This window comes from Aerosticca soli (assembly GCF_003967035.1).
GTDB classification, from domain to species: domain Bacteria; phylum Pseudomonadota; class Gammaproteobacteria; order Xanthomonadales; family Rhodanobacteraceae; genus Aerosticca; species Aerosticca soli.
On sequence record NZ_AP018560.1, the window covers coordinates 1,713,981 to 1,734,903 of the forward strand.

Sequence of the window (20,923 nt, forward strand, 5' to 3'; positions counted from 1 at the left end):
TTCAGTCCTGCGCATCCGGCGCGGCGGGCACCACGGTGAGTGCGTAGTCGCGGCCTTCCCAGCGACCGTCGCGCTGCCACTGGAAGGTGAACACGATGCGCTGGCCAACGGCGAGATCGGCCGTCGGCAGGTCCACGTACCACACGTCCAGGCCGCAATCGCGGGCGAGCACGTCGGTGGGCGTATGCCAGTCGTCGTAACCGAAGTGCACCAGCGCCGGCGCCGGCAGCACTAGCCTGAGCATCAGCCCCTGCGGCAGCCGGTGATGCGGATGGCGCGGATTCCAGCTGCAGAAGGGACGCCGCGGAACCTTGCCGCCATAGCGCTGCCAGACGCCCTCCGGACGGTCGATGGCATGGCCTGCGGCCTGACTGTAGGCCAGCTTGATGAACTCACCGTGCGCCCACACCAGCGGCTGCACCGAGCCCGTCGGCCGACCGGGGAAAAGCCCGAGCGCGGGGATCGGGTCGGTATCCCAGACCTGCTCGGGCAACAAGCCGCCGCGGCCGGCCATCGCGTCCATGGCCTCGAGGTAAGGCTGCGCGTCCTCGCCGGCGGCCAGCGCGTAGTGGCCACGCTCTCCGGTCAGCAGCGGCCAGCCGCGGCCGATCCCAGTGCCGTCGTAGGGCGTGCCGTCGGCATGTTCGCCGTAGCCGTCGCCGGTGTAGCGGTGCCACACCGGGCCGCATGGCGTGTCGACCTTGAGCAGGGCATCGGCGACCTTGAGCGTGTCGCGGATGCGCACGTCGTCCGCACGACGCAGGCCAAAGCGCACCAGCTGCAGGAAGTCGAGCGCGACCTGGTCGGCCGCCGGCGGCGCGGCGCCGTCCGCGCGGTTGCGGATCGGCAGCGGCATGGCGAGCGCGGCATGGTCGTCGAGTACCTCCGGCGGCGCGATGCGCACGTAGTAGCCGTGCACGCCGATGCGCGCGGCAATGGCGGTGCCGCTGACGTAGAGCCAGTCCTCGATGCAAGCGTTCCATTCATCGGCCAGGCCGAGCACGAAGTCGCGGGTCTGCTGGTCGAGAAACGCCGCGCCCTCGACCAGCGCGGCGATGATCACGGCCAGGGTGAAGGCGTTGAGGCCCGGATCCTCCTCCCAGCGATCCTGTGGCGAGACCGGCCCCTCCAGCAGCAGAAAACGCAAGGCGGCGCGGATCATCGGCAGCACCGGCGTGCCGCCGAGCGCGTCGCAGGCGGCGAGCTTGGCGGCGAGCAGCACCGGGAAGCCGACCTCGTCGAGCTGGATGCCCGACCAGTACGGCTTGCCGCCCAGCCACTGGTTCTGGTGCCAGTGGCCGTCGGGCTGCTGGGTGGCGATCAGATAGCGCAGCACCTCGTGCGCCTCGCCCGGCAGCGCAAGCGCGAAGAAGGCGCCGGCGCTTTCCACCAGGTCGCGCGCCCACACCAGGTGATAGCCGCCGCGCTGGGTGGAGACGTGCCCCCAGGGCGTGCTCAGGCTCGCCACCATGGCGCCGGTGAAGGTATGGTCCTTATGCGTCTTCAGCACCATCGCCGAGCGCAGCAGCTGTGCCCACAGCCGGGGCGCCATGCCTTCCGGCGGGATGATCTGCGCAAGCCAGCTGCGCCACTGGCGGATGTGGGTGTCCCAGGCGTCGTCGAAGGGATCGACCAGGGCGCTGTGGGCCAGGGTGGCGGCCGATTGGGCGCTGGTGCAGAAACCGAGCGCCAGCGTCACCCGGCGCGGCAGTTCGCCGCCGAGCACGACCTGCCCGGGACCGGCCTGGTCGTAGGTCCAGGTCATGCGGCCGTGACGGCGAAAATCGCTGGCCAGATCGCTGGCCTCCAGATGTCCCACGCTCAACCGGCGCCAGCCGTCCTCGCCTTCGTGGGCCGCCATCAGCGCAAGCCCGAAAGGCCCCTGCCAGGCCAGCAGCGCGCGCAGGTTGGCGCTCTGGCCGATCGCGGCCTGGTTGTGCTCGGCGTTTTCGCCCACGCGCGGCAAGGCGTAGGCATAGGGCCGCAGGGTCGGGTCACCCTCCAGGTGCGCGTCGATCAGGATCACGTCGCGCGCCGGGTCGGGGCAGATCTTCAAGGTGAACTCGAACCGTGGATGGCGATGGCGGACGATGAGCGCCGGCACACCGACCATCGGCTCCTCGATCACGTGACCGTCCATGCCGCCGAGCTCGCACCAGAAGCCGGCATCGTCGGCGATGATGAAGTTGAGCAGTTTCAGCTGCGGGATGTCGATGCGCGGGTAGAACACCTCGGTCAACATGCCCTCGGCGGCGGTGAACCATACCCGCGGCCCCTGCAGGGTGCTGCCTACGGAGTCCTTGTTGGCCCGCGTCCAGGTGGCGGGCGGAGCTTGCGGCGGAGCCGGTGCCTGCATGGCGAAATCTCGCTTGGGGGAGGAGACTTGAATGGCCGCGGCAAGCGGCGTCCGCCCGAATGATAGCCCGCCCAAGCCCCGCTTCCCGACGCTTGCTATGCTTGTCGCGCATGGCAGGGGGAACTGCATGACGACCGTATCGACGGCACCGCAGGCGGTCCGCAACGACCCGGTGCACAAACATCACCTGCAGACGCTCTACCGGCGCGTGTGGGGGCTGCGCGCGCTCGGCATGGGGTTGGGCAGCCTGGCGCCCCTGGTGGTGCTGCACGAACTCAAGTCGCCGGTGGCGGCATGGGCCTGGGTCATCTTCGTCGGCTATGGCTGGCCGCATCTGGCCTACGTGCTGGCGGCGCGCAGCCGCGACGCCTATCGGGCGGAACAACGCAATCTAGTCTTCGACACCGTGCTTGCTGGCAGTTGCGTGCCGCTCATGCACTTCAACGTGCTGCCCTCGGTCGTGCTGTTGACGATGGTGATGGCCGATCGGCTGAGCGCCGGCATCCGCGGACTCTGGCACCGCGGCCTGATCGGCATGCTCGCCGGTGTGCTGCTCGGCGGCATGGCGACCGGTTTCGCCTTCGCTCCGCAAACGCGCATGCCGGTGGTGCTCGCCTGCCTGCCGATTCTGGTCATCCACACACTTGCGGTGAGTCTCAACAGCTACGCGCTGGTACGCAGGACGCAGCAGCAGAACATTCTCCTGAAAAAACTCAGCCGTACGGATGCCCTCACCGGCCTGGTCAACCGCGGTCACTGGGAACAGGCCGCCACCACCCTGCTCGCCACCGTGCCAGCGGGCGAGGCGAGCCTGCTGATGATGGATCTGGATGCCTTCAAGCAGATCAACGACGACTACGGGCACCTGGTCGGCGACGATGTGCTGCAGGCGGTTTCCGGCGTCGTGCTTTGCCATGCCGGCGCAGGCATCGCCGGACGGCTGGGCGGCGACGAGCTGGTGCTGGCGGTGACGGCGGATGCCGCGACCGCGGCCGCCATCGCCGAGGACATCCGTGCCGGCGTGGAGGCGCTGCGTTTCGTGCACGCACCGGCCTTGCGTTGCTCGGTCAGCATCGGCCTGGCGACCAACGGCACCGCCGGGGGCAGCCTGCGTGTCTGGCTGGATGCCGCCGACCAGGCGCTGTACCGCGCCAAGGCGCAAGGGCGCAACCGCGCCAGCGCCCCGGCTTGAGCGTCCTCCCGACACCGGCGCCAGCAGGACAGGCTGAATCGCGCCGATACGGCGTTGGCCCGCGCGTCCACCGCGAAGACTATCGTTGCGTTCTGCTCGAAGGTCCGCCGCCCTTGGGTCAGCGCCATGTCCCGCGTCGTCCGTTTTCGTCGTTTCGCCTGCATCCTGCTGTCGGTGGCGGGCATGTGCGTCGCGTGCGCCGGGGCGTGGGCGGCGCAACCTGCTCCGCTCGGCCAGGAGGACCTCCTCTGGCTGCGCCGCTCGGGATTCGGCATCGATAGCACGACGCTCGCGCGCTACCGCGACCTGGGCCGCGAGCGCTATCTCGATGCGCTGCTCGCCGGCGCAGACGACACTCTGCCGCCGGCGGTGGCCCGATACCTCGCCGCGCTGCCCGCGCTGAGCACGTCTCCGGAGGCGCTATTTAAGGACTTCGTGCAGCGCCGGCGTGCACTCCAGACACAGCCAGCCGGCGATGCCCATGCCGCGGCCAAGCGCGCGCTCCTGCGTGACGGCCGCCGCCTGCTCGGACAGGCCCAGCAGGCGGTGATGCTGCATGCGGTGTATGGCGCCAATCCGCTCAAAGAACAGATGGTGTGGTTCTGGCTCAACCATTTCAGCGTGTACGGGCTCAAAGGCCGCGTGCGGCTATTCGCGGCCGACTACGCCGAGCACGTGATCCGGCCGCATGCGCTCGGCAAGTTCCGCGACCTGGTGATGGCAACGCTGGAAAGCCCGGCCATGCTGGAGTTTCTGGACAACGCCAAGAACGCGCGCGGCCACGTCAACGAGAACTACGCGCGCGAGCTGATGGAGCTGCATACGCTGGGCGTCGATGCCGGCTACACGCAGCAGGACGTCGAGGCGCTGGCGCGCATTCTGACCGGTGTCGGCATCGCCCCGCCGGGTCTGTTGCGGCACACCGGCGCACCGCTGCCGCCCGGCGCGGTACGCGAAGGTCTGTTCTATTTCGATCCGCGCCGGCACGAGGGCGGCGACAAGCGGCTGCTCGGCCAGACCATCCACGGCGGCGGGTTCGACGAGGTCGAAAAAGCCGTGGATCTTCTGGTGCGCCAGCCGGCCTGCGCGCGCTTCGTCTCGCGCAAGCTCGCCGAGTACTTCGTCGCCGACCAGCCGCCGCCCGCGCTGGTCGAGGCGATGGCACGCACCTTCCAGCGCAGCGACGGCGACATCGCCCAGGTGCTGCGCACGATGCTCACCGACCCGGCGTTCACCGACGCACGGATGCACAAGTTCACCGACCCCGTGCGCTTCGTCACCGCGTCCATGCGCCTGGCCCTGGACGGTCAGCCGGTGAGCAACGCCGCGCCCCTGGTCAACTGGATGAAGCAGATGGGCGAGGCGCCCTTCGGCCGCATCACGCCGGACGGCTGGCCGCTGGACGGCGCGAGCTGGTCCAGCTCCGGCCAGCTCGCCAAGCGCTTCGACATCGCGGCCATCATCGGCAGCGGCCGGCACCGGCTGTTCGAGCCGGCGCAGGACGACGCGGACGAAGCCCCGCCCGCCGGCGGCACCGTCGGCCGACCTGCCCGCGCGGTGCCGCCGACGCTGGATACGCCGCTGTTCCGCCAGACCCTCGCGCCCTGGCTGTCCGCCGCCACCCGCGAGGCCTTGGCCAAGGCGCGCAATGCGCAGGAATGGAACACCTACCTGCTCGCCTCTCCCGATTTCAACACGCTGTAGCGAGGTACCGCCATGAACCGTCGCCAATTCCTGCGCAATGCCGCCGTCGCGGCGGCCGCCTTGCCGGCGTTTTCCTTTTCGACGCAGCTGTTTGCCGCACCGGCCGACTCGCCGCGCCTGCTGTTCGTCTTTCTGCGCGGCGGCTACGACTGCAACAACCTGCTGATTCCCCATAGCAGCGATTTCTACTACGAGGCGCGTCCGTCCCTGGCGATCGCCAAGCCCGATCCGAACGATCCCAACAGTGCGTTGGAACTCGATGGCCAATGGGGTCTCAACCCGGTGCTGCGCGATTCGCTCCATCCGCTGTGGCAGAAGCAGCAGCTCGCCTTCATCCCCTTCGCCGGCACCGACGATCTTTCGCGTAGTCATTTCGAAACCCAGGACGACATCGAACGCGGCGAACCGGCAGGCGCGGGCCAGTACCGCTCCGGCTTTCTGGCGCGGCTGTCCTCGGTGCTGACCGGCGTGCCGGCGATCGCCTTCACCAACAACCTGCCGCTCGCCTTCCAGGGCAGCGCCCAGGACGTGCCCAACATTTCCCTCAAGGGCGATCCCAAGGCGCGCTTCGACGAGCGCCAGTCGGCGATTCTGGCCGGCATGTACCAGGGCACGCCGCTCGCGCAAGCCGCCAGCGACGGCCTCGAACTGCGCCGCACGGTGTCGGGCGACCTTGCCCACCTCGAACAGGAAATGGTCGCGGCAAGTCGCGGCGCGCCGGGCGCCGGCAGCTTCGCCACCGAGACGCGGCGCATCGCCGCGCTGATGCGCGAGCGCTACCGGCTCGGCTTCGTCGACGTGGGCGGCTGGGACACCCACGTCAACCAGGGCAGCGTCACCGGCCAGCTTTCGGGCAACCTCGGCAATCTCGGCGCAGGGCTCGCCGCCTACGCGGAAGAACTCGGCAACGACTGGAACGACACCGTGGTCGTGGTGGTCTCCGAGTTCGGCCGCACCTTCCGCGAGAACGGCGACAAGGGTACCGATCACGGACATGGCACCGTGCACTGGGTGATGGGCGGCAAGGTGGCGGGCGGACGCATCGCCGGCGAACAGGTGGCGGTCACGCGCGCCAACCTGTTCCAAGACCGCGACTATCCCGTGCTCAACAACTATCGCGATGTCTATGCGGGCCTCTTCGCGCGGCTGTGGGGCCTGAGCGCGGACCAGGTGCAGACCGTGTTCCCGCAGGCCAAGCCGCGCGACCTGCACCTGGTGTGACGCCCATGTCCCGCGCCTACCGCACCCTTTGTGGACTCGGCCTGCTGCTGTCGTCACCGCTGCTGACGGGCGCATTGCACGCTGGCGAGCGGCTCGACCGCAAGGACATCGCCTGGCTGCGCCGCGACGGCTTCGACCTCGACAGCGCCTTGCTTGCCGATGCCGAACACCAAGGCCGGCGACGCCTGCTCGATGCCCAGCTCGCCGATCGCGTACCCGATGCCCTGCCGCCCGCCATCGCCGCGCTGATCGCCGGCTATCCGGCGATCAACACGCCGATGGATCGACTGCTCGCGCAGATGACCCAGGCGCAGAAGCAGATCCAGGCGATGCCCGACGGCCCGGCCAAGGTGGACGCACGCAACGCCTGGCAGAAACAGGGCAACGAGCTTGCGCAGCAGACGCAGCAGGCCGAATTGCTGCGCGCGGTGTACGGCGCCAATCCGCTGAAGGAACAAATGGTGTGGTTCTGGCTCAACCATTTCAGCGTATATGCGCCCAAGGGCCGCATCCGCTGGGAAGTGGCCGACTACGCCGAGCGCGTGATCCGGCCGCATGCGCTCGGCAAGTTCCGCGACCTGGTGATGGCGACCTTGAAGAGCCCGGCGATGCTGGAGTTCCTCGACAACGCGCAGAACGCCAAGGGCCACGTCAACGAGAACTACGCACGCGAGCTGATGGAACTGCATACGCTCGGCGTCGATGCCGGCTACACGCAGAAAGACGTGCAGGAGCTGGCGCGCGTCCTGACCGGTGTCGGCATCGCGCCGGTGGACGGCCACACGGAAAACTTCGGCCCGAAGATGGCGCCGCTGGTGGTGCGCGAGGGGCTGTTCGAGTTCAACCCGAATCGCCACGACTTCGGCGACAAGGTACTGCTCGGCCAGACCATCCACGGCAGCGGGTTCGACGAGGTCGAAAAAGCCGTGGACCTCCTGATGCGCCAGCCGGCCTGCGCACGCTTCGTCTCGCGCAAGCTCGCCGAGTACTTCGTCGCCGACCAGCCGCCGCCGTCGCTGGTCGATGCGATGGCACGCACCTTCCAGCGCAGCGACGGCGACATCGCCCAGGTGCTGCGCACGCTGTTCGACTCGCGCGAACTCATCGCAAGCGCCGGCGGCAAATTCAAGGATCCCTTCCAGTTCGTCGTCTCCTCGATGCGGCTGGCGTACGACGGGCAGCCGATCGCCAACGCACAACCGTTGGTCAACTGGCTCAACCAGCTCGGCGAGCCTCTGTTCGGCCGCATCACGCCGGATGGCTGGCCATTGGACGGCGCCAGCTGGTCGAGCTCCGGGCAACTGGAAACCCGCTTCGAGATTGCCCACGCGATCGGCTTCGGGAATCCGCAACTGATGACGCCGCCCGGCGCGACGCAGCCGCAGCCGGGCTTTCCGCTACTGACCCGCCCGCTGTTCTACGAGGCGATCGAGCCGTATCTTTCCGCCGCCACGCGCACGGCACTCGCACAGGCGCGCTCGCAGCAGGAATGGAACGCGCTGCTGCTGTCCTCGCCCGATTTCAACCAGCGCTGACGAAAGCCAGTCGGCATCCGGCGACACGCGTCCTTGCGCACGCCGCGGGCGCGAGAGAGAGCTCCATCGCAGCCGCGCGGCTTTCGTCGAAGCAAAAATCCCACCGATGCGCCGTCTGCACATCGCCAGCATTCGCGCCAGCTAGACCCGGCGTATACGCCGCCATCACGTTTTGGACACCCGGACTCAGCCATGGTGGCCCTTCTTGCAGCGCAGGAGGATCGCGATGACCACACCGCGCGCGGGACTTTTGCCGGGTCCCGCCTCACGGCCGAACATGGCGGACGGAAACAGGCCGCTACGCCGCCAGGTGCGCCCGTGACGCCACAGCGCCAGCATCCTCGCGACACATGCGTTCCGGCTGCCGCCCTGGCCGAGCTTTCCGATGCGGAGCGCGTCCAGTGCGCGGCCATCAATTATCTGGTCGTCGTCATCGACGGACACGGACGCATCCTCGACTGCCAAGGCGAGGGGCGCCTGGCGGGCGCGCACCGTGTCGAGCTACTGGTGGGCAAGCGTTTTCCGGCCTTGTATGCGGGCAGCCTGCTGGAACGGCGTCTGCTGCGTGGTTTGCTGCACGCCGCGGCCCGGCGTGGTTTCGGGCTCGAAACCGGGTGGATCTTGCATCGCGATCTCGGTCGGCGTCATCTGCGTCTGTCCCTGCGGCCGCTCGGCGACGGCGGGCAAGGCCATCTGCTGACCATCGTCGACGACAGCCCGCGACGGCGTGCCATCGAATACTGGCGCGCGGACGAGCGCCGCTTCCGCCTGCTGGCCGAGGCGCTGACCGAGCATGCCCTGTGCATGCTCGACCCTTACGGCGTCATTCTGGACTGGAACCTCGGGATCGAGCGCCTCAGCGGCCACGGCGCACAGCATGCACTCGCCCGCCATTTCAGTATGTTTTTCGACGAGACGGCGCTCGGGCGCGGCATCCCGAGCCAACTGCTCGACCAATCCTCGCGCACCGGCCAGGCCGCGGCCGAAATCACTTTCATGCGTCGCGACGGCAGCACGTTTCCGGCACGGATCCAGGTCGATGCCGTGCACGATGGGGATGGCCGTCTGTCCGGCTTTGCCCTGCTCGTGCAGGACCGCAGCCGCCTGCTCCAGCTGGAGCAGCGCCTCCGCGAGGCGGACCAGCAGGCCGTGCACACGCACAGACTCGAAGCGCTGGGGCAACTCACCGGCGGCATCGCGCACGATTTCAACAACAGCCTGCAGGGCATCATCAGCTCGCTCGAAACCGCCGGCGTCTATCTCGAACGCGGCGCGATCGATCAGACCCGTCGCTATCTCGAGGTGGCGCTGGAGACGGCCATCCGTGCCGGCAGTCTCACCCGTCGCCTGCTGCAGCTGGCTCGTCGGCAATCACCCACGGACCAGTACACCGCCGTCAACGGCGTGCTGCATTCCATGCGCGATCTTCTCGGCCGTGTCCTCGGAGACGGCGTGACGCTCGAACTCGAGGTCGACGAGCGTATCCCGCCCATGATCTGCGATGCGGCGCAGCTGGAAAGCGCGATCCTGAACCTGGCCATCAACGCCCGCGACGCAATGGCCGGCCGCGGCCGCCTGGCCATTGCCAGCCGGCTGGTCGAGGCGGCTTCAACGGCCCCGCCGGCCTCGTCCGGTGACGGTGCGCAGGTCGAGATCAGCGTGCGCGACAATGGGCCGGGCATGAGCGAGGACATCCGCCAGCGCGTATTCGAGCCTTTCTTCACCACCAAGCCCAGCGGACAAGGCACCGGACTGGGGCTTGCCATGGTGCATGACTTCGCCACCCAGCATGGCGGTGCCGTGGACATCCAGAGCGCGCCCGGCGCGGGCACCACGGTCATCCTGCGTCTGCCATGCATCACCGCCGGCGCCGTCTCGCAGCGGGATCCGCCGCATCAATTGCACCAGCGGCTGCCAGGCCTGCGCATCCTTTTGGTGGAGGACCAGGAGGCGATACGCAAGGCCGTGGCCACGCGCCTGCGACAGCTGGGCGCCACCGTCTTTGCCGCCTCGTGCGGAAAAGAGGCGCTGCGCATGCTCGCCACCGCAGCGGCGATGGACGTATTGATCTCGGACATCGATCTGCCCGATTTCGATGGCATTGCGCTCTGCCGCGAAGCGCGCACACGCTTCTCCCACCTGCGCGTCTTGCTGACCACCGGTTACGTGGATGGTGAACTGTTGCAGCGCGAACGGCTCGAAAACGCCTGGCACACCCTGGTCAAGCCCTTCGACATGCATGCGCTGCTTTCCAAGCTCGCCCTGCTCCTCGGCCCGCAGGGTGATCTCGCCGCTCTCGACGCGCCCCCACACGCCGATTCATGAACATCGTGGCGCCTTGACGGCGGGAGCACCATGCCGCGACGCGAGCTGCGAATAATGGGAAGCCTGCCGGATGGAGCACATGCGACGGCAGACGCAGATCCCCTCCGCTCCATCCCCTTGATGCGAGGAAACGAGCGATGAGCAACGACAACAGCAAGCGGGGTTTCGGTTCGATGGATGCTGAGAAGCAGCGTGAGATCGCCTCCAAGGGCGGCAAGGCGGGCGGTGGCGATCATGCTTCCCACGAGCAGCACGTCGAGGCGGGCCGCAAGGGTGGCGGCGATCATGCGACCCACGAGCAGCACGTCGAGGCGGGCCGCAAGGGTGGCGGTGATCATGCGAGCCACGAACAGCACGTTAAGGCGGGTCAGCAAAGCCACAAGAACGATTGATCGTGCGGCTTCGCAAAAACGGCACGCCTCGGCGTGCCGTTTTTTTTGAACATAAGGTTCCCTCAGCCCGGAGGTCCGCCTCGCACCGGAAGAATGACGCCGGAGATGTAGCTCGCGCAGCTCGGCGCGGCCAGAAACACATAGGCTGGCGCGATTTCTTCCGGCTGGGCCGGCCGACCCATCGGGCTGCCGCTGCCGAATTGCTCGACGTCCGCGGCATCCCGGTCGGCGGGGTTGAGCGGCGTCCATACCGGACCGGGCGCCACCGCATTCACCCTGATGCCGCGTTTGACGAGATTGCTTGCGAGCGCAAGGGTAAAGGCGTGGATCGCCCCCTTGGTCGCCGAATAGTCCAACAGCTTCGCACTGCCGTAGAGCCCGGTTTCCGAACCGGTGTTGATGATGCTGGAACCCTCGCCCAGATAAGGCAGCGCAGCACGCGCCATGTGGAAGTATCCATAGAGGTTGGTGCGTATGGTCATGTCCAGGTGCTCGTCGGTGAGCTCTTCCAGACTGTCGGCATGTTCCTGGAAAGCGGCATTGTTGACCAGGACGTCCAGACGTCCAAACGCATTGACCACTTTGCGCACGGCCCGCTTGCAGAATGCCGCGTCGCGGACATCGCCGGCGATGAGCAGACAGCGCCTGCCTTCCGCCTCGACGGCGACTCGCGTGACCTCGGCGTCCTCGTGTTCGTCCAGGTACATCACGCCGACGTCGGCACCCTCACGCGCGAACAGCACGGCCACGGCACGACCGATGCCCGAGTCCGCTCCGGTAACGATGGCCACCCTGCCCTCGAGTTTGCCACTGCCGCGATAGTCCGGCGCCTTGAACTGTGGCGCGGGGTTGAGCTCGCTCTCCTGGCCCGGTTTGTGCTGATGCTGCCGCGGCAACGGATTGACCGGATGCGCACGCGCACCCGCCTGGACCGCCGTCTTTCCGCTCGCCGTCGAGGTCTTCTTGGTCGCCCGCTTGCGTTGGTCCTGCGCCTCCACCTGCGTCTGGATCTCGCGTTGGCGGCGGGTGGCGCTGGTGGCGCGCGGACCTTTGGATCCGGATTTCAAAGCCATGGGAAGACTCCTGCTCGCGATGGGACTAATCGGCGGCGCACCTGCGCTGCAGATCCCATGCTGGCCATGCTCGGGTCGAGTCGAGGTCAACGGAGCATGGAAACGAACTTACGGATGGGGCCGTTCATGCAGACGCCCGGGTGAGTTCAGCGAGGTCGATAGCCTTTGACGCGAACCGTACGGGTTTCCAACGTGCTCTCCGGACAATGGGAACCCTGCCAGGCGAAGAACCGCGACGGCAGACGCATCGGGTCTTTGACATTCTTCGCTCACTAGCACGACAGGAGCCAACCATGACCAACGACAACAGCAAGCGCGGTTTTGCTTCCATGGATCCTGAAAAGCAGCGCGAAATCGCCTCCAAGGGCGGCAAGGCGGGTGGCGGTGACCATGCTTCCCATGAGCAGCATGTGGAAGCCGGCCGCAAGGGCGGCGGCGACCATGCCTCGCACGAGCAGCACGTCAAGGCGGGCCAGCAGAGCCACAAGAACAGTTGATGTAGTCCGCCTTCGCCAAAACCCAAGCCGTTCCACCCCGCCGGCACGTCACCTCCAGGTGGCGTGCCGGCTTTGTGTCCGTGCCTTTCCACACGTCATCGCAGGGCTTCGATAGCGGATAGGAAGGCGCGTTCCGATACGCAGGTCGCAAACCTTCTGGAAGCACCTCGGCAAGAACGGAGGCGTGCATCAGAACTCGCAATCGGCTGTCGCGGCTTTGAGCGAACGCCAGACATGACGAAGGCGGCCGCAGCCGCCTTCGCAAGCTCATCGGACGCGACGGTCAGCGCGCGAACAGATGCTCGACACCGGCACGCTCCTCGCGCAGTTCCTTGTCGGTGGCATCCATGCGCGCGCGCGAGAACGCATTGATCTCCAGTCCCTGGACGATGCTGTATTGGCCGTTCTTGCAGGTCACCGGATAGCCGTAGATGACGCCCGGGGCGATGCCGTAGGAACCGTCGGACGGCACCGCCATCGACACCCAGTCGCCCTCCGGCGTGCCGAGCGCCCAGCTGCGCATGTGGTCGATCGCCGAGGACGCCGCCGATGCCGCCGACGAGGCGCCGCGTGCCTTGATGATGGCCGCGCCGCGTTGCTGCACGGTCGGGATGAACTCCTGCTCGTACCAGGCTTGGTCGACCAGACTCAGCGCCGGCTTGCCATCCACGGTGGCATGGTGCAGATCCGGATACTGGGTGGAGCTGTGGTTGCCCCAGATGATCACTTTCTTGATCGTGGTGGTGTGCTTGCCGGTCTTTTCGGCGAGCTGCGAGAGCGCGCGGTTGTGGTCCAGCCGCACCATCGCGGTGAACTGGCGCGGGTCCAGATCCGGTGCGTTGGATTGCGCGATCAGCGCGTTGGTGTTGGCCGGGTTGCCGACCACCAGCACCTTGACGTCACGCTTGGCATGCGCATTCAGCGCCTTGCCCTGCGGGGCGAAGATGGCGCCGTTGGCTTCCAGCAGGTCCTTGCGTTCCATGCCCGGGCCACGCGGACGCGCGCCGACCAGGAGTGCGTAGTCCACGTCCTTGAAGGCGACGTTGACGTCGTCGGTGGCGACCACGCCGGCGAGCAGCGGGAAGGCGCAGTCGTTGAGTTCCATCACCACGCCGTTGAGCGCGCCCAGCGCGGGCGTGATTTCCAGCAGATGCAGGATCACTGGCTGATCGGGACCGAGCATGTCACCGGCGGCGATGCGGAAGAGAAGCGCGTAGCCGATCTGGCCGGCGGCACCGGTGACGGCGACTCGAACGGGAGCTTTCATGGGATGACTCCTTGACGACTCTCAGGGGAAATGACGCAAAAAGGCACGCGGGCAGGCATGCCGGCGAGCATCAGGCATGCCGGTCGGCGCGATCGCTCAGTTCGGCGACGAAATCGCGGATGCGCTCGAGGCCGGGCTCGAGCTGCGCCGCTGGACAGGTATAGGAAATGCGCATCGCCCGCGGCTCGCCGAAGGCCGAGCCCGGCACGCAGGCCACGCCATGGGTTTCCAGCAGCGCGGCGCAAAAGGCGACGTCGTTTTCGATCGATCGCTCGCGATGGTATTTGCCGAAGGCAAAGGAGATGTCTGGAAAAACATAGAACGCGCCCTGCGGTCGCGGGCACTGCATGCCCGGAATGCGCGCCAGGGCGGCGAGCACGGTGTCGCGGCGCGCGGCGAACTCCGCGCATTTGGCGCGCGGGATGTCCTGTGGGCCGGTGAGCGCGGCGATGGCCGCTGCGGTGACCACCTCGGGCAGGCTGGTGATGTGGCTCGAGTTGAGCGTGGTGACCGCGCGCGCCACCTCCTGCGGGCCGGCCATGAATCCCACCCGCCAGCCGGGCATGCCGTAGGTCTTGGACAGCGAGTCGACGAAGATCAGCCGCTCCTTGAGCTCCGGCCTTGCGAACACGAAGTTGTGATAGCCCAGGTCATCGAACACCAGTGCGTTGTAGATGTCGTCGGTGATGATCCAGGTATCCGGATGGCGCACCAGCACGTCGGCGAGCGCGGCGATTTCCTCGCGCGTGTAGACCATGCCGGTCGGATTGGAAGGGTTGTTGAACAGGAAAACCTTGGGGCGCCGGGCGAGCGCGGCGTCCAGCTGCTCGGGGCGCAATTTGTAGTGCTGATCCTGCCCGCAGTGGAGGATGTGGCTGCGCGCCCCGACGATGTCGGCGATGTCACGGTAGGTGGTCCAGAACGGCGCGGCGAAGGCGATTTCGTCGCCCTCGTCGAGCAGTGCCTCGGCCAGGTTGTAGAGCACCTGCTTGGCGCCGACACCGGTGGCGAGGTGCTCCCGCCCATAGCCGGCAAAGCCCAGCGCCTCGATGTGCGCGAGGAAGGCATCGAGCAGCGCCTCGGCGCCGCGATTGCTGCCGTATTGGCCCGAGTCGTGCGAGAGCGCCTCGCGCGCGGCGGCGTAGACATGCTCGCCGGGCAGGAAATTGGGTACGCCGATCGAGAAACTGATGATGTCGCGCCCGGAAGCCTTGAGCTGCTTGGCCTTCTCGGCGATGAGCATGATCGCGCTGGGCTTGGCGCGGCCGACGCGCTTGGCGAGTTGGGGCATGCTTGAACTCGATCGAAACGGGGTGACGTCGGTCGGCGATGTTAGCACGCGGCATTGCAGCATCGCCGCCGAGGCCACGAGGCGCGGACGGACCAAGCAGGGACGCACCCCGCACCGGCCGCGCACCTCGATGAACCCCGGCCGGACGCTCAGCCGCGCGCGTCCAGCGTGGCATTCCAGGCGGCGATGCGCTCGGCCTGTGCGGCCAGCAAGGCCTCGACGTCGCCTTCGATGTCGATCGACTCGATTACGTCGCCCTGGCGGATCGCGTCGACCACGCGCTGGTCGTTCGCGTCCAGCACCTCGCCGAAGACGCTGTGCTTGCCGTCCAGCCACGGCGTGGCCACGTGGGTGATGAAGAACTGGCTGCCGTTGGTGCGCGGTCCGGCATTGGCCATGGAAAGCACGCCGGGCTTGTCATGGCGCAGCGACGGATGGAACTCGTCCTCGAACTTGTAACCCGGACCGCCGGTCCCGGTGCCCAGTGGACAGCCGCCCTGGATCATGAAGTCGGCGATGACGCGATGGAAGGTCAAGCCGTCGTAATAGCCGCGACGGGCGAGGTTGACGAAGTTTGCCACCGTGACCGGCGTCTTGTCCTCGTGCAGACGAAGGCGGATCGGGCCACGTGAGGTGCGCAGGGTGACGGTCAGGCTCATGCGAAGGTCTCTCGACGCAAAAAAGGTCCAAGAGCGTAGTGCATGCCAAGCCGCTGCGTCATGGCTGGAACGCGGACCATGACGCGCCCTGCCTCCGGGGCATGCCGCAGCGCCCCGGAGGCAGGCACAAGATCAGAACAGATACTTGACCTGCAGGTTGACTTCACGCCCTTCCAGGGGGCGGGCCAGAATCACGCCATCGGTGCCGGCCGCCGTGCCGAAGATGCGCGAATTGCTCTCGGTAAGGCCGAGCTCATTGGTCATGTTGGTGCCCTGCAGACTGATCTGCCAGTGATCCTGAACGTGGGCGATGAGACCGAAATCCCAGGTGCTGTAAGTACCCAGCTGCTGCAAGGCCGACTGGTCCTGGGTATGCGGGCCGACGTGGGTGAAGGTGACATAGGCGGTGATGTCGCCCCAGGCGAAGGGGAGCAGATAGCTCGGCGTCACCGCATAGCGCACTTTGGGTTGGCGTTGCAGCGGCTTTCCGTTGATACGGATGCATTGACTGCTGCCGGTCACGAGATCGGTGTAGAGAAAGCAGGAGTTGTTGTGCGAATAATGGCCATCCAGATAATTGCCCACCAGCTGCACCTTGAAGTTCTTGAATGGCGATATCGATCCGGTCAGGTTGACGCCCTTCGAGTCTGAGCCGTAAAGCGATGGCTGCCCAACCGGGACGCCTTGGCTGTCGGTGGGCTGATACACCAGGCCGTTGAATTGCCGGTGGTAGACGCTGATGTCCGCATAGATCAGCTCCGATTGATATTTGAAGCCGCCTTCGAAGTTCTGGATTTTCTGCAGGGGCGCGGTATTGCCGGTGGTATAGCCACGGATGGCATTGTCGAAGTCCCCGAAATGCGCACCCTTGTTGGCACGGAAATAGACGCTCATGTTGTCGGCCAATTCATAATTGATGCCGAGTGTCCATGAGGGATGGGTCTTGTCGTAACGCGTATGGGCATAGGTGCCGTTGCAAACCGGTACCGCGTTGTCGTAGAGGGTTTCGTCACGGCCATCCAGATTGACGTTGCTGAGATTGCATACATCGTTGGTGGCATTTTGGTTTTCGATGCGTCCGGAAAGATCGAACAGCCAGCGCCCGATGCGCCACACGTCCGAAAGATAAAAGACCTTGTTGTTGGCATTGCCGTGTTCGGCAATGTTGTAGCCGCCGTAGTCGAGCAGGCCCTGGCCATCGGTCAGGTAATAGGTGCGGCCGTTCTGGACGTAACTCACCTGGATAGGCCGCGCATGCGGCGTATTGGTCATGAGCATCTGGTTGCCCAGCGCCCATTTGTCGTCCATCTCGTAGTGCGCCAGATAAACGCCGCCGGTCAGCGTGTTGCCCTCGAAAAGCTCTTTGCTGAGCCGGAATTCATTGCTCAGGTTCTTGAGGTGCTTGTGGATGTGCCACCATCCCTGATGAATGACGCTCTGATTCGGGTCCACCGCGCCGCCGCCCTTGACATAGGTGGCCTGAGCCGATCCCATCGGCAGATTGAACGCCCCCATGCTGGCATTGCTGGTATAGAGCATGTCGTTCAGGCTGCCCGGATTGGTACCCGAAAACAGTGCATTGGTGTCGGCGTCACCGCCATCCACGAGGAACTTGTCGGAAAGACTCCAGCCGTCGCCGAGATCGTAGTCGAAATTGCCCCGAAAAAGCTGAACTTGGCGCCGCGCCCATTGGCCAGATTGGCGTCGGTGCCGCCCCCTGGATAACCGGGCAAGTGAACGTGCTGGAGTTCCTTGCCGTAATAGGTATCCGTCAAGGGATCGAAACCGGGGTACGAGTGGAATTCGTGGGTTCCCTTCTGAATCAACGGAATCGGCGTGATGAACTGGTTGCGGTCGTTCAACTGCCGGGCCCACAGCGTCATCGTGCCGTTGTCGCTGTCATGACTCAGCGTGGCGGTGAATTGCCCGCCCTTGTCCGCCGGGAACTGCGGATCGCGCACGCCGTCGGAATCGCGCCAGAAGCCGCCGATGCTGCCGAACCAGTTGTTGGCGATCGGAAACCCCAGGAAGCCGTCGATACGACGCAGGTTTTCATCGCCATAGGTGACGCCCAGACTGCCGTGGGGCACGTCCGTACCGGTCTTGAGAATGAAATTGGCGGTGGCACCGATCTGGCCGTCGCCGAAGACCACGGACGGCCCGCCCTGGACGATTTCCACGCGGTCGACGGTGTCATCCAGCCGGAAAATCGACGTGGTCTCGAAAAACGACAGGGTCGGCATGCCATACAGCGGCGAGCCCATGACCTGCGTGGTGAAGAAAGGCGCATCGCCGCCGCCTGGAAAGCCGGCGATCTCGATGTTGGCACCGGTCTGTCCGCCAGTGGCTTCCGGCCACAGGCCGGGCGCGATCTTGAGCAGATCGGCCGTGCTTTTGGGATTGGCCCTCTTGATCTGCTCGGCCGTCGCGGTGGTCACCGTGTAGCTGGCGTCGATCTTGCGCAGACCGCCTGCGGAGGTGTTGCCGGTGACGACCACCTGGTCGAGATTTTTGGCCGTTGCCGCATCCGCCTTGGGTGTGTCGGTCGCGGCCTTTTGCGCTGGCGCCGGCTTTGCCTGAGCCGTGCGGTCCTGTGCGACACCTCTGCCCGTGCCCAGGGCCGCCAGGATCGCGACGACGAGCGCCATTTTCTTGTGTTTTGCCATGGTTCCCTTCCCTCATCTGCGCCAATGCAAGACACGCATCCCGTCTTGGGAAGCGCCTTGCCCCTGTGGGCGCACCGTCTGGACGGCGCACCATGGGCTTTTTACCGGGGCATGCGCCGACCCTCATGTTGCGGGGCAACATGCGTCGCCAGCCATAGCCCTGTGGTTTTCAGGGCAGATCGAGGGTGGCGCGTTCCAATGCACCGGCGCCACGCGGCCGGGCAGCGGGGACCGGCACTTCGGCAGGCCAGGGGCGGCTTTCATAAAGGTGCGCCCACAGCCGGTCGAGGGCGGCATAGCCATAGGCCAGGAGCGGCACGTGTCGCTCGCCGAAACCGGGCAGCGACAGGAAGGCGTCGAAATGCTGAGCGTGGGGAATCTTCCAGTACAGCGGCGCGCGTCCTTCCCGGTGCAACCAGGCCACGTAGGCATCGGAGGTGAAAGCCGCCGGCAGCAGGCCGTCGTCGGCGCCGTGCAACACCCATAGCGGCAGCGATGGGCGCGGCAGCCGCACGGTGGTGGCTGCGATCGCCTCGTGCAGGGCGCGGGATTGGGCCGTGTCGCCTTCCCACAGGGCGCGCAGACACAAAAGTCCCGAAAGCATCGGGTCCATGTCGAAGTCGGCACCGCCGTAAAGGCCGATGCCGTTGCCCGGCGGGATGCCGGAGCCGTCGGCCCACCAGGACGCGCGGGTGGCCGGGTCGGCCTCGCCGGGCAATCCGCCGGCACCGACCGCGGCATAGCGGAAACCACAGGGCATGTCCCTCGGGCCGCGCCGCAGATAGGCCGAGGCATAGGCGGCAGCGATCGCCCGCCACAGGTCGAAGGCCGTGCTGGCGGCGGCGGTCCGGATCACGGGCTCCTCCCAGCCGTGGGCGCGCAAACGCGCGTAGGCTTGCGCCGCCTGCGTGGCGGGCAGGCTGCCCTCGAGCAGGCCGCGGGCGTGCAGGCCCGCGCAGCGCAGCGGCCAGGCCTGGGTGCCTGGCGCGCGGGCGAACGGCACGTCGTCGAAACGCGCATCGCCGAGCGCGCAAGGCAGATACAGCGCCGCCTCGGTGGCGTAGTCGTAGAGCGCGCGACCCTGCCCTGGCACGTGCACGTTGGGCTCCAGCGCGACGACGCCGGCGAACAGGCCGTCATCGTCCAGGCCCGCAGCCTGCAGCGCCGCGCCGCCGCCGTTGGAGATGCCGGTGACGATGATGCGGGTGTTTTGGGCGGTGAACGGAGCCAGCGCCGGATAGGCACGGTCGAGCATGGACAGCCCGAAGCGCGCGGCCTGCAGCACGTGGCGGCCCCAGTCGGCCTCCGGGTTGTCGCCCGAATGCGCGTGCTTGACCGCGATGCCGGTCTCGCGCGGCGCCGGCGGCGGCTCGAACTCCAGCGTCGTCTCGCCGCGATGGGCACGGGTGCCGTCCAGCGCCACGCCACTGTCGTCGGCATAGTCGAAATAGCCCGCGCCGGTACCCTTGTCGGTATAGGCCACGGCACAGCCCCGGGGCAGCCCCCAGGCGCCGGCCAGCGCGATCGCGCCATAGATGCCGCGCGAACCGGATGAGGCGGCCACCACCAGACAGCGCCGTCGGGTGTCGAAGGCATCGGGCAGCTGCAGCAGGACGCGATGCGGCGAGCGTGCGCCGGGCAGCCAGGCGAAGGCCTGATATTCGCGCCCGGGCACGTTCGGCACCGCGCCATAGACGCGGCCATAGCCGCCGAGCGGGCCGAGGTCGGCGATGCCTTTCCAGCTACTCTGGATCGCCCGCCGGCGCAGTTCAGCCGGGGTCGGATGCAGCGGATCGAAAAAAGGCACCGGCAGACCGGCAAGTCCGGTCAGGCCGAGGCCGGCGCTCAAGAGATCGTCCCCCTGCCGATGTTCGGTGACCCTCACGGGGCCGCGGACGAAATCCGGTGTGGACATGCGTTTCTCCTCGGCGGACGCGGCCGCCGTGCCGGCGAGCAGCGCGATGACGAACAGCAGGGGGCGCAGACGGGTCATCCGCGTACCCTAGCCGACCATCGGCAGTGTGCCATCGTACGAAAGTTCCATATCGGCGCTCGACGCTGCCGATGATGCCGCGCTACCGTGACGGAAATGCCCACGCTGCTGATCGCCGACGACCATCCACTGTTTCGCGCCGCCCTGAGCCAGGCGGCCCGCGTGGCCGTCCCCGCTTGCCTGCTTGCCGAAGCGGGCACGCTCGGCGAGGCGATCGCAACGCTGCAGGCGATGCCGGACATCGACCTCGTGCTGCTGGACCTGGGCATGCCGGGCAGTCATGGCCTCTCGGGCCTGGCCGCGCTGCGTGGCCAGTTCCCCGGCGTGGCCGTACTGGTCGTTTCGGCCCACGACGAGCCGCGCGTGGTACGCCGCGTGCTCGACCACGGCGCGGCGGGCTTCATTCCCAAGAGCGCCCATCCGGACGAGATCGGCGCGGCCATCCGCACCGTGCTCGACTGCGGCACCTGGCTTCCCGAGGGCCTGGCGCGGGCGCTGGACTCGATCAAGACCGACCCTGACGATCTCGCTCTCGCCGCGCGCCTGGCCCGACTCACCGAGCAGCAGTACCGCGTGCTCGCCCTGCTCGGCGAAGGGCTGCTCAACAAGCAGATCGCCGACCGGCTGGGCATCCAGGAGCGCACGGTGAAGGCGCACGTCACCGCCATCTTCGAAAAGCTCGGCGTGCGCAACCGGACCCAGGCCGGCGTACTGCTCAAGTCGCTGGCGCTGGAATCGTCGATCGACTGAAA

The 20,923-nt window shown here is 66.9% G+C and carries 15 protein-coding genes and 1 pseudogene; 8 read left to right on the forward strand and 8 right to left on the reverse strand.

What is annotated here, in order from left to right; genetic code table 11:
* Window position 1 precedes the first annotated feature (1 nt).
* A complete protein-coding gene (locus ALSL_RS08070) occupies window positions 2-2,356 on the reverse strand; it encodes a glycoside hydrolase family 15 protein (RefSeq protein WP_126538116.1) in 2,355 nt (784 codons plus the stop codon).
* A gap of 127 nt (window positions 2,357-2,483) precedes the next feature.
* On the opposite strand from ALSL_RS08070, the gene ALSL_RS08075 reads away from it, so the two are divergent.
* The 6 genes from ALSL_RS08075 (at window position 2,484) to ALSL_RS08100 (ending at window position 10,725) form a co-directional block, all read left to right on the forward strand.
* Window positions 2,484-3,548 (forward strand): diguanylate cyclase, encoded by a 1,065-nt coding sequence (locus ALSL_RS08075; protein ID WP_161970944.1) that lies wholly within the window; start codon window positions 2,484-2,486, stop codon window positions 3,546-3,548.
* Between the two features lie 126 nt (window positions 3,549-3,674).
* Entirely contained in the window at window positions 3,675-5,252 is a 1,578-nt protein-coding gene (locus ALSL_RS08080; protein WP_126538119.1) for a DUF1800 domain-containing protein, read from the forward strand.
* 12 nt (window positions 5,253-5,264) lie between these two features.
* Window positions 5,265-6,473, forward strand: a complete 1,209-nt coding sequence (locus ALSL_RS08085; RefSeq protein ID WP_126538121.1) for a DUF1501 domain-containing protein — start codon at window positions 5,265-5,267, stop codon at window positions 6,471-6,473.
* Window positions 6,474-6,478: 5 nt separating this feature from the next.
* Window positions 6,479-8,008, forward strand: a complete 1,530-nt coding sequence (locus ALSL_RS08090) for a DUF1800 domain-containing protein (protein WP_126538123.1) — start codon at window positions 6,479-6,481, stop codon at window positions 8,006-8,008.
* A gap of 318 nt (window positions 8,009-8,326) precedes the next feature.
* A complete protein-coding gene (locus ALSL_RS08095; RefSeq protein ID WP_161970945.1) occupies window positions 8,327-10,333 on the forward strand; it encodes a hybrid sensor histidine kinase/response regulator in 2,007 nt (668 codons plus the stop codon).
* A gap of 137 nt (window positions 10,334-10,470) precedes the next feature.
* The gene (locus ALSL_RS08100) at window positions 10,471-10,725 is read left to right on the forward strand and encodes a KGG domain-containing protein (RefSeq protein WP_126538127.1); all 255 of its coding nucleotides are present in this window, start codon (window positions 10,471-10,473) and stop codon (window positions 10,723-10,725) included.
* A gap of 62 nt (window positions 10,726-10,787) precedes the next feature.
* Here ALSL_RS08100 and ALSL_RS08105 read toward each other — a convergent pair whose 3' ends face one another.
* Window positions 10,788-11,798 carry an SDR family oxidoreductase gene (locus ALSL_RS08105; RefSeq protein WP_174928834.1) on the reverse strand — a complete coding sequence of 337 codons (1,011 nt, stop codon included), beginning with the start codon at window positions 11,796-11,798 and terminating at the stop codon, window positions 10,788-10,790.
* 293 nt (window positions 11,799-12,091) lie between these two features.
* Here ALSL_RS08105 and ALSL_RS13855 point away from each other — a divergent pair, with 293 nt between their 5' ends.
* Complete coding sequence (locus ALSL_RS13855; RefSeq protein ID WP_126538129.1) at window positions 12,092-12,295, forward strand: KGG domain-containing protein; 204 nt, start codon at window positions 12,092-12,094, stop codon at window positions 12,293-12,295.
* A gap of 283 nt (window positions 12,296-12,578) precedes the next feature.
* On the opposite strand, the gene ALSL_RS08115 is transcribed toward ALSL_RS13855, so the two are convergent.
* From ALSL_RS08115 to ALSL_RS08135, 6 genes and pseudogenes are all read right to left on the reverse strand, one after another.
* Window positions 12,579-13,562, reverse strand: a complete 984-nt coding sequence (locus tag ALSL_RS08115; RefSeq protein WP_126538131.1) for a malate dehydrogenase — start codon at window positions 13,560-13,562, stop codon at window positions 12,579-12,581.
* A 70-nt stretch (window positions 13,563-13,632) separates the two neighbouring features.
* Window positions 13,633-14,853: a pyridoxal phosphate-dependent aminotransferase gene (locus tag ALSL_RS08120; RefSeq protein WP_126538133.1), complete on the reverse strand. Its 1,221-nt coding sequence runs from the start codon at window positions 14,851-14,853 to the stop codon at window positions 13,633-13,635.
* A 149-nt stretch (window positions 14,854-15,002) separates the two neighbouring features.
* Window positions 15,003-15,512, reverse strand: coding sequence for a peptidylprolyl isomerase (locus tag ALSL_RS08125; RefSeq protein WP_126538135.1), 510 nt, complete (start codon window positions 15,510-15,512; stop codon window positions 15,003-15,005).
* Between the two features lie 132 nt (window positions 15,513-15,644).
* Window positions 15,645-17,387 (reverse strand): TonB-dependent receptor domain-containing protein, encoded by a 1,743-nt coding sequence (locus ALSL_RS08130; protein WP_231700194.1) that lies wholly within the window; start codon window positions 17,385-17,387, stop codon window positions 15,645-15,647.
* A gap of 308 nt (window positions 17,388-17,695) precedes the next feature.
* Window positions 17,696-18,178, reverse strand: a pseudogene (locus ALSL_RS13730) (TonB-dependent receptor plug domain-containing protein); the annotation flags it as partial.
* Window positions 18,179-18,347: 169 nt separating this feature from the next.
* Entirely contained in the window at window positions 18,348-20,171 is a 1,824-nt protein-coding gene (locus ALSL_RS08135) for a 3-hydroxybutyrate oligomer hydrolase family protein (protein WP_126538137.1), read from the reverse strand.
* A 96-nt stretch (window positions 20,172-20,267) separates the two neighbouring features.
* On the opposite strand from ALSL_RS08135, the gene ALSL_RS08140 reads away from it, so the two are divergent.
* Window positions 20,268-20,921, forward strand: a complete 654-nt coding sequence (locus ALSL_RS08140) for a response regulator transcription factor (RefSeq protein WP_126538139.1) — start codon at window positions 20,268-20,270, stop codon at window positions 20,919-20,921.
* Window positions 20,922-20,923: the final 2 nt, after the last annotated feature.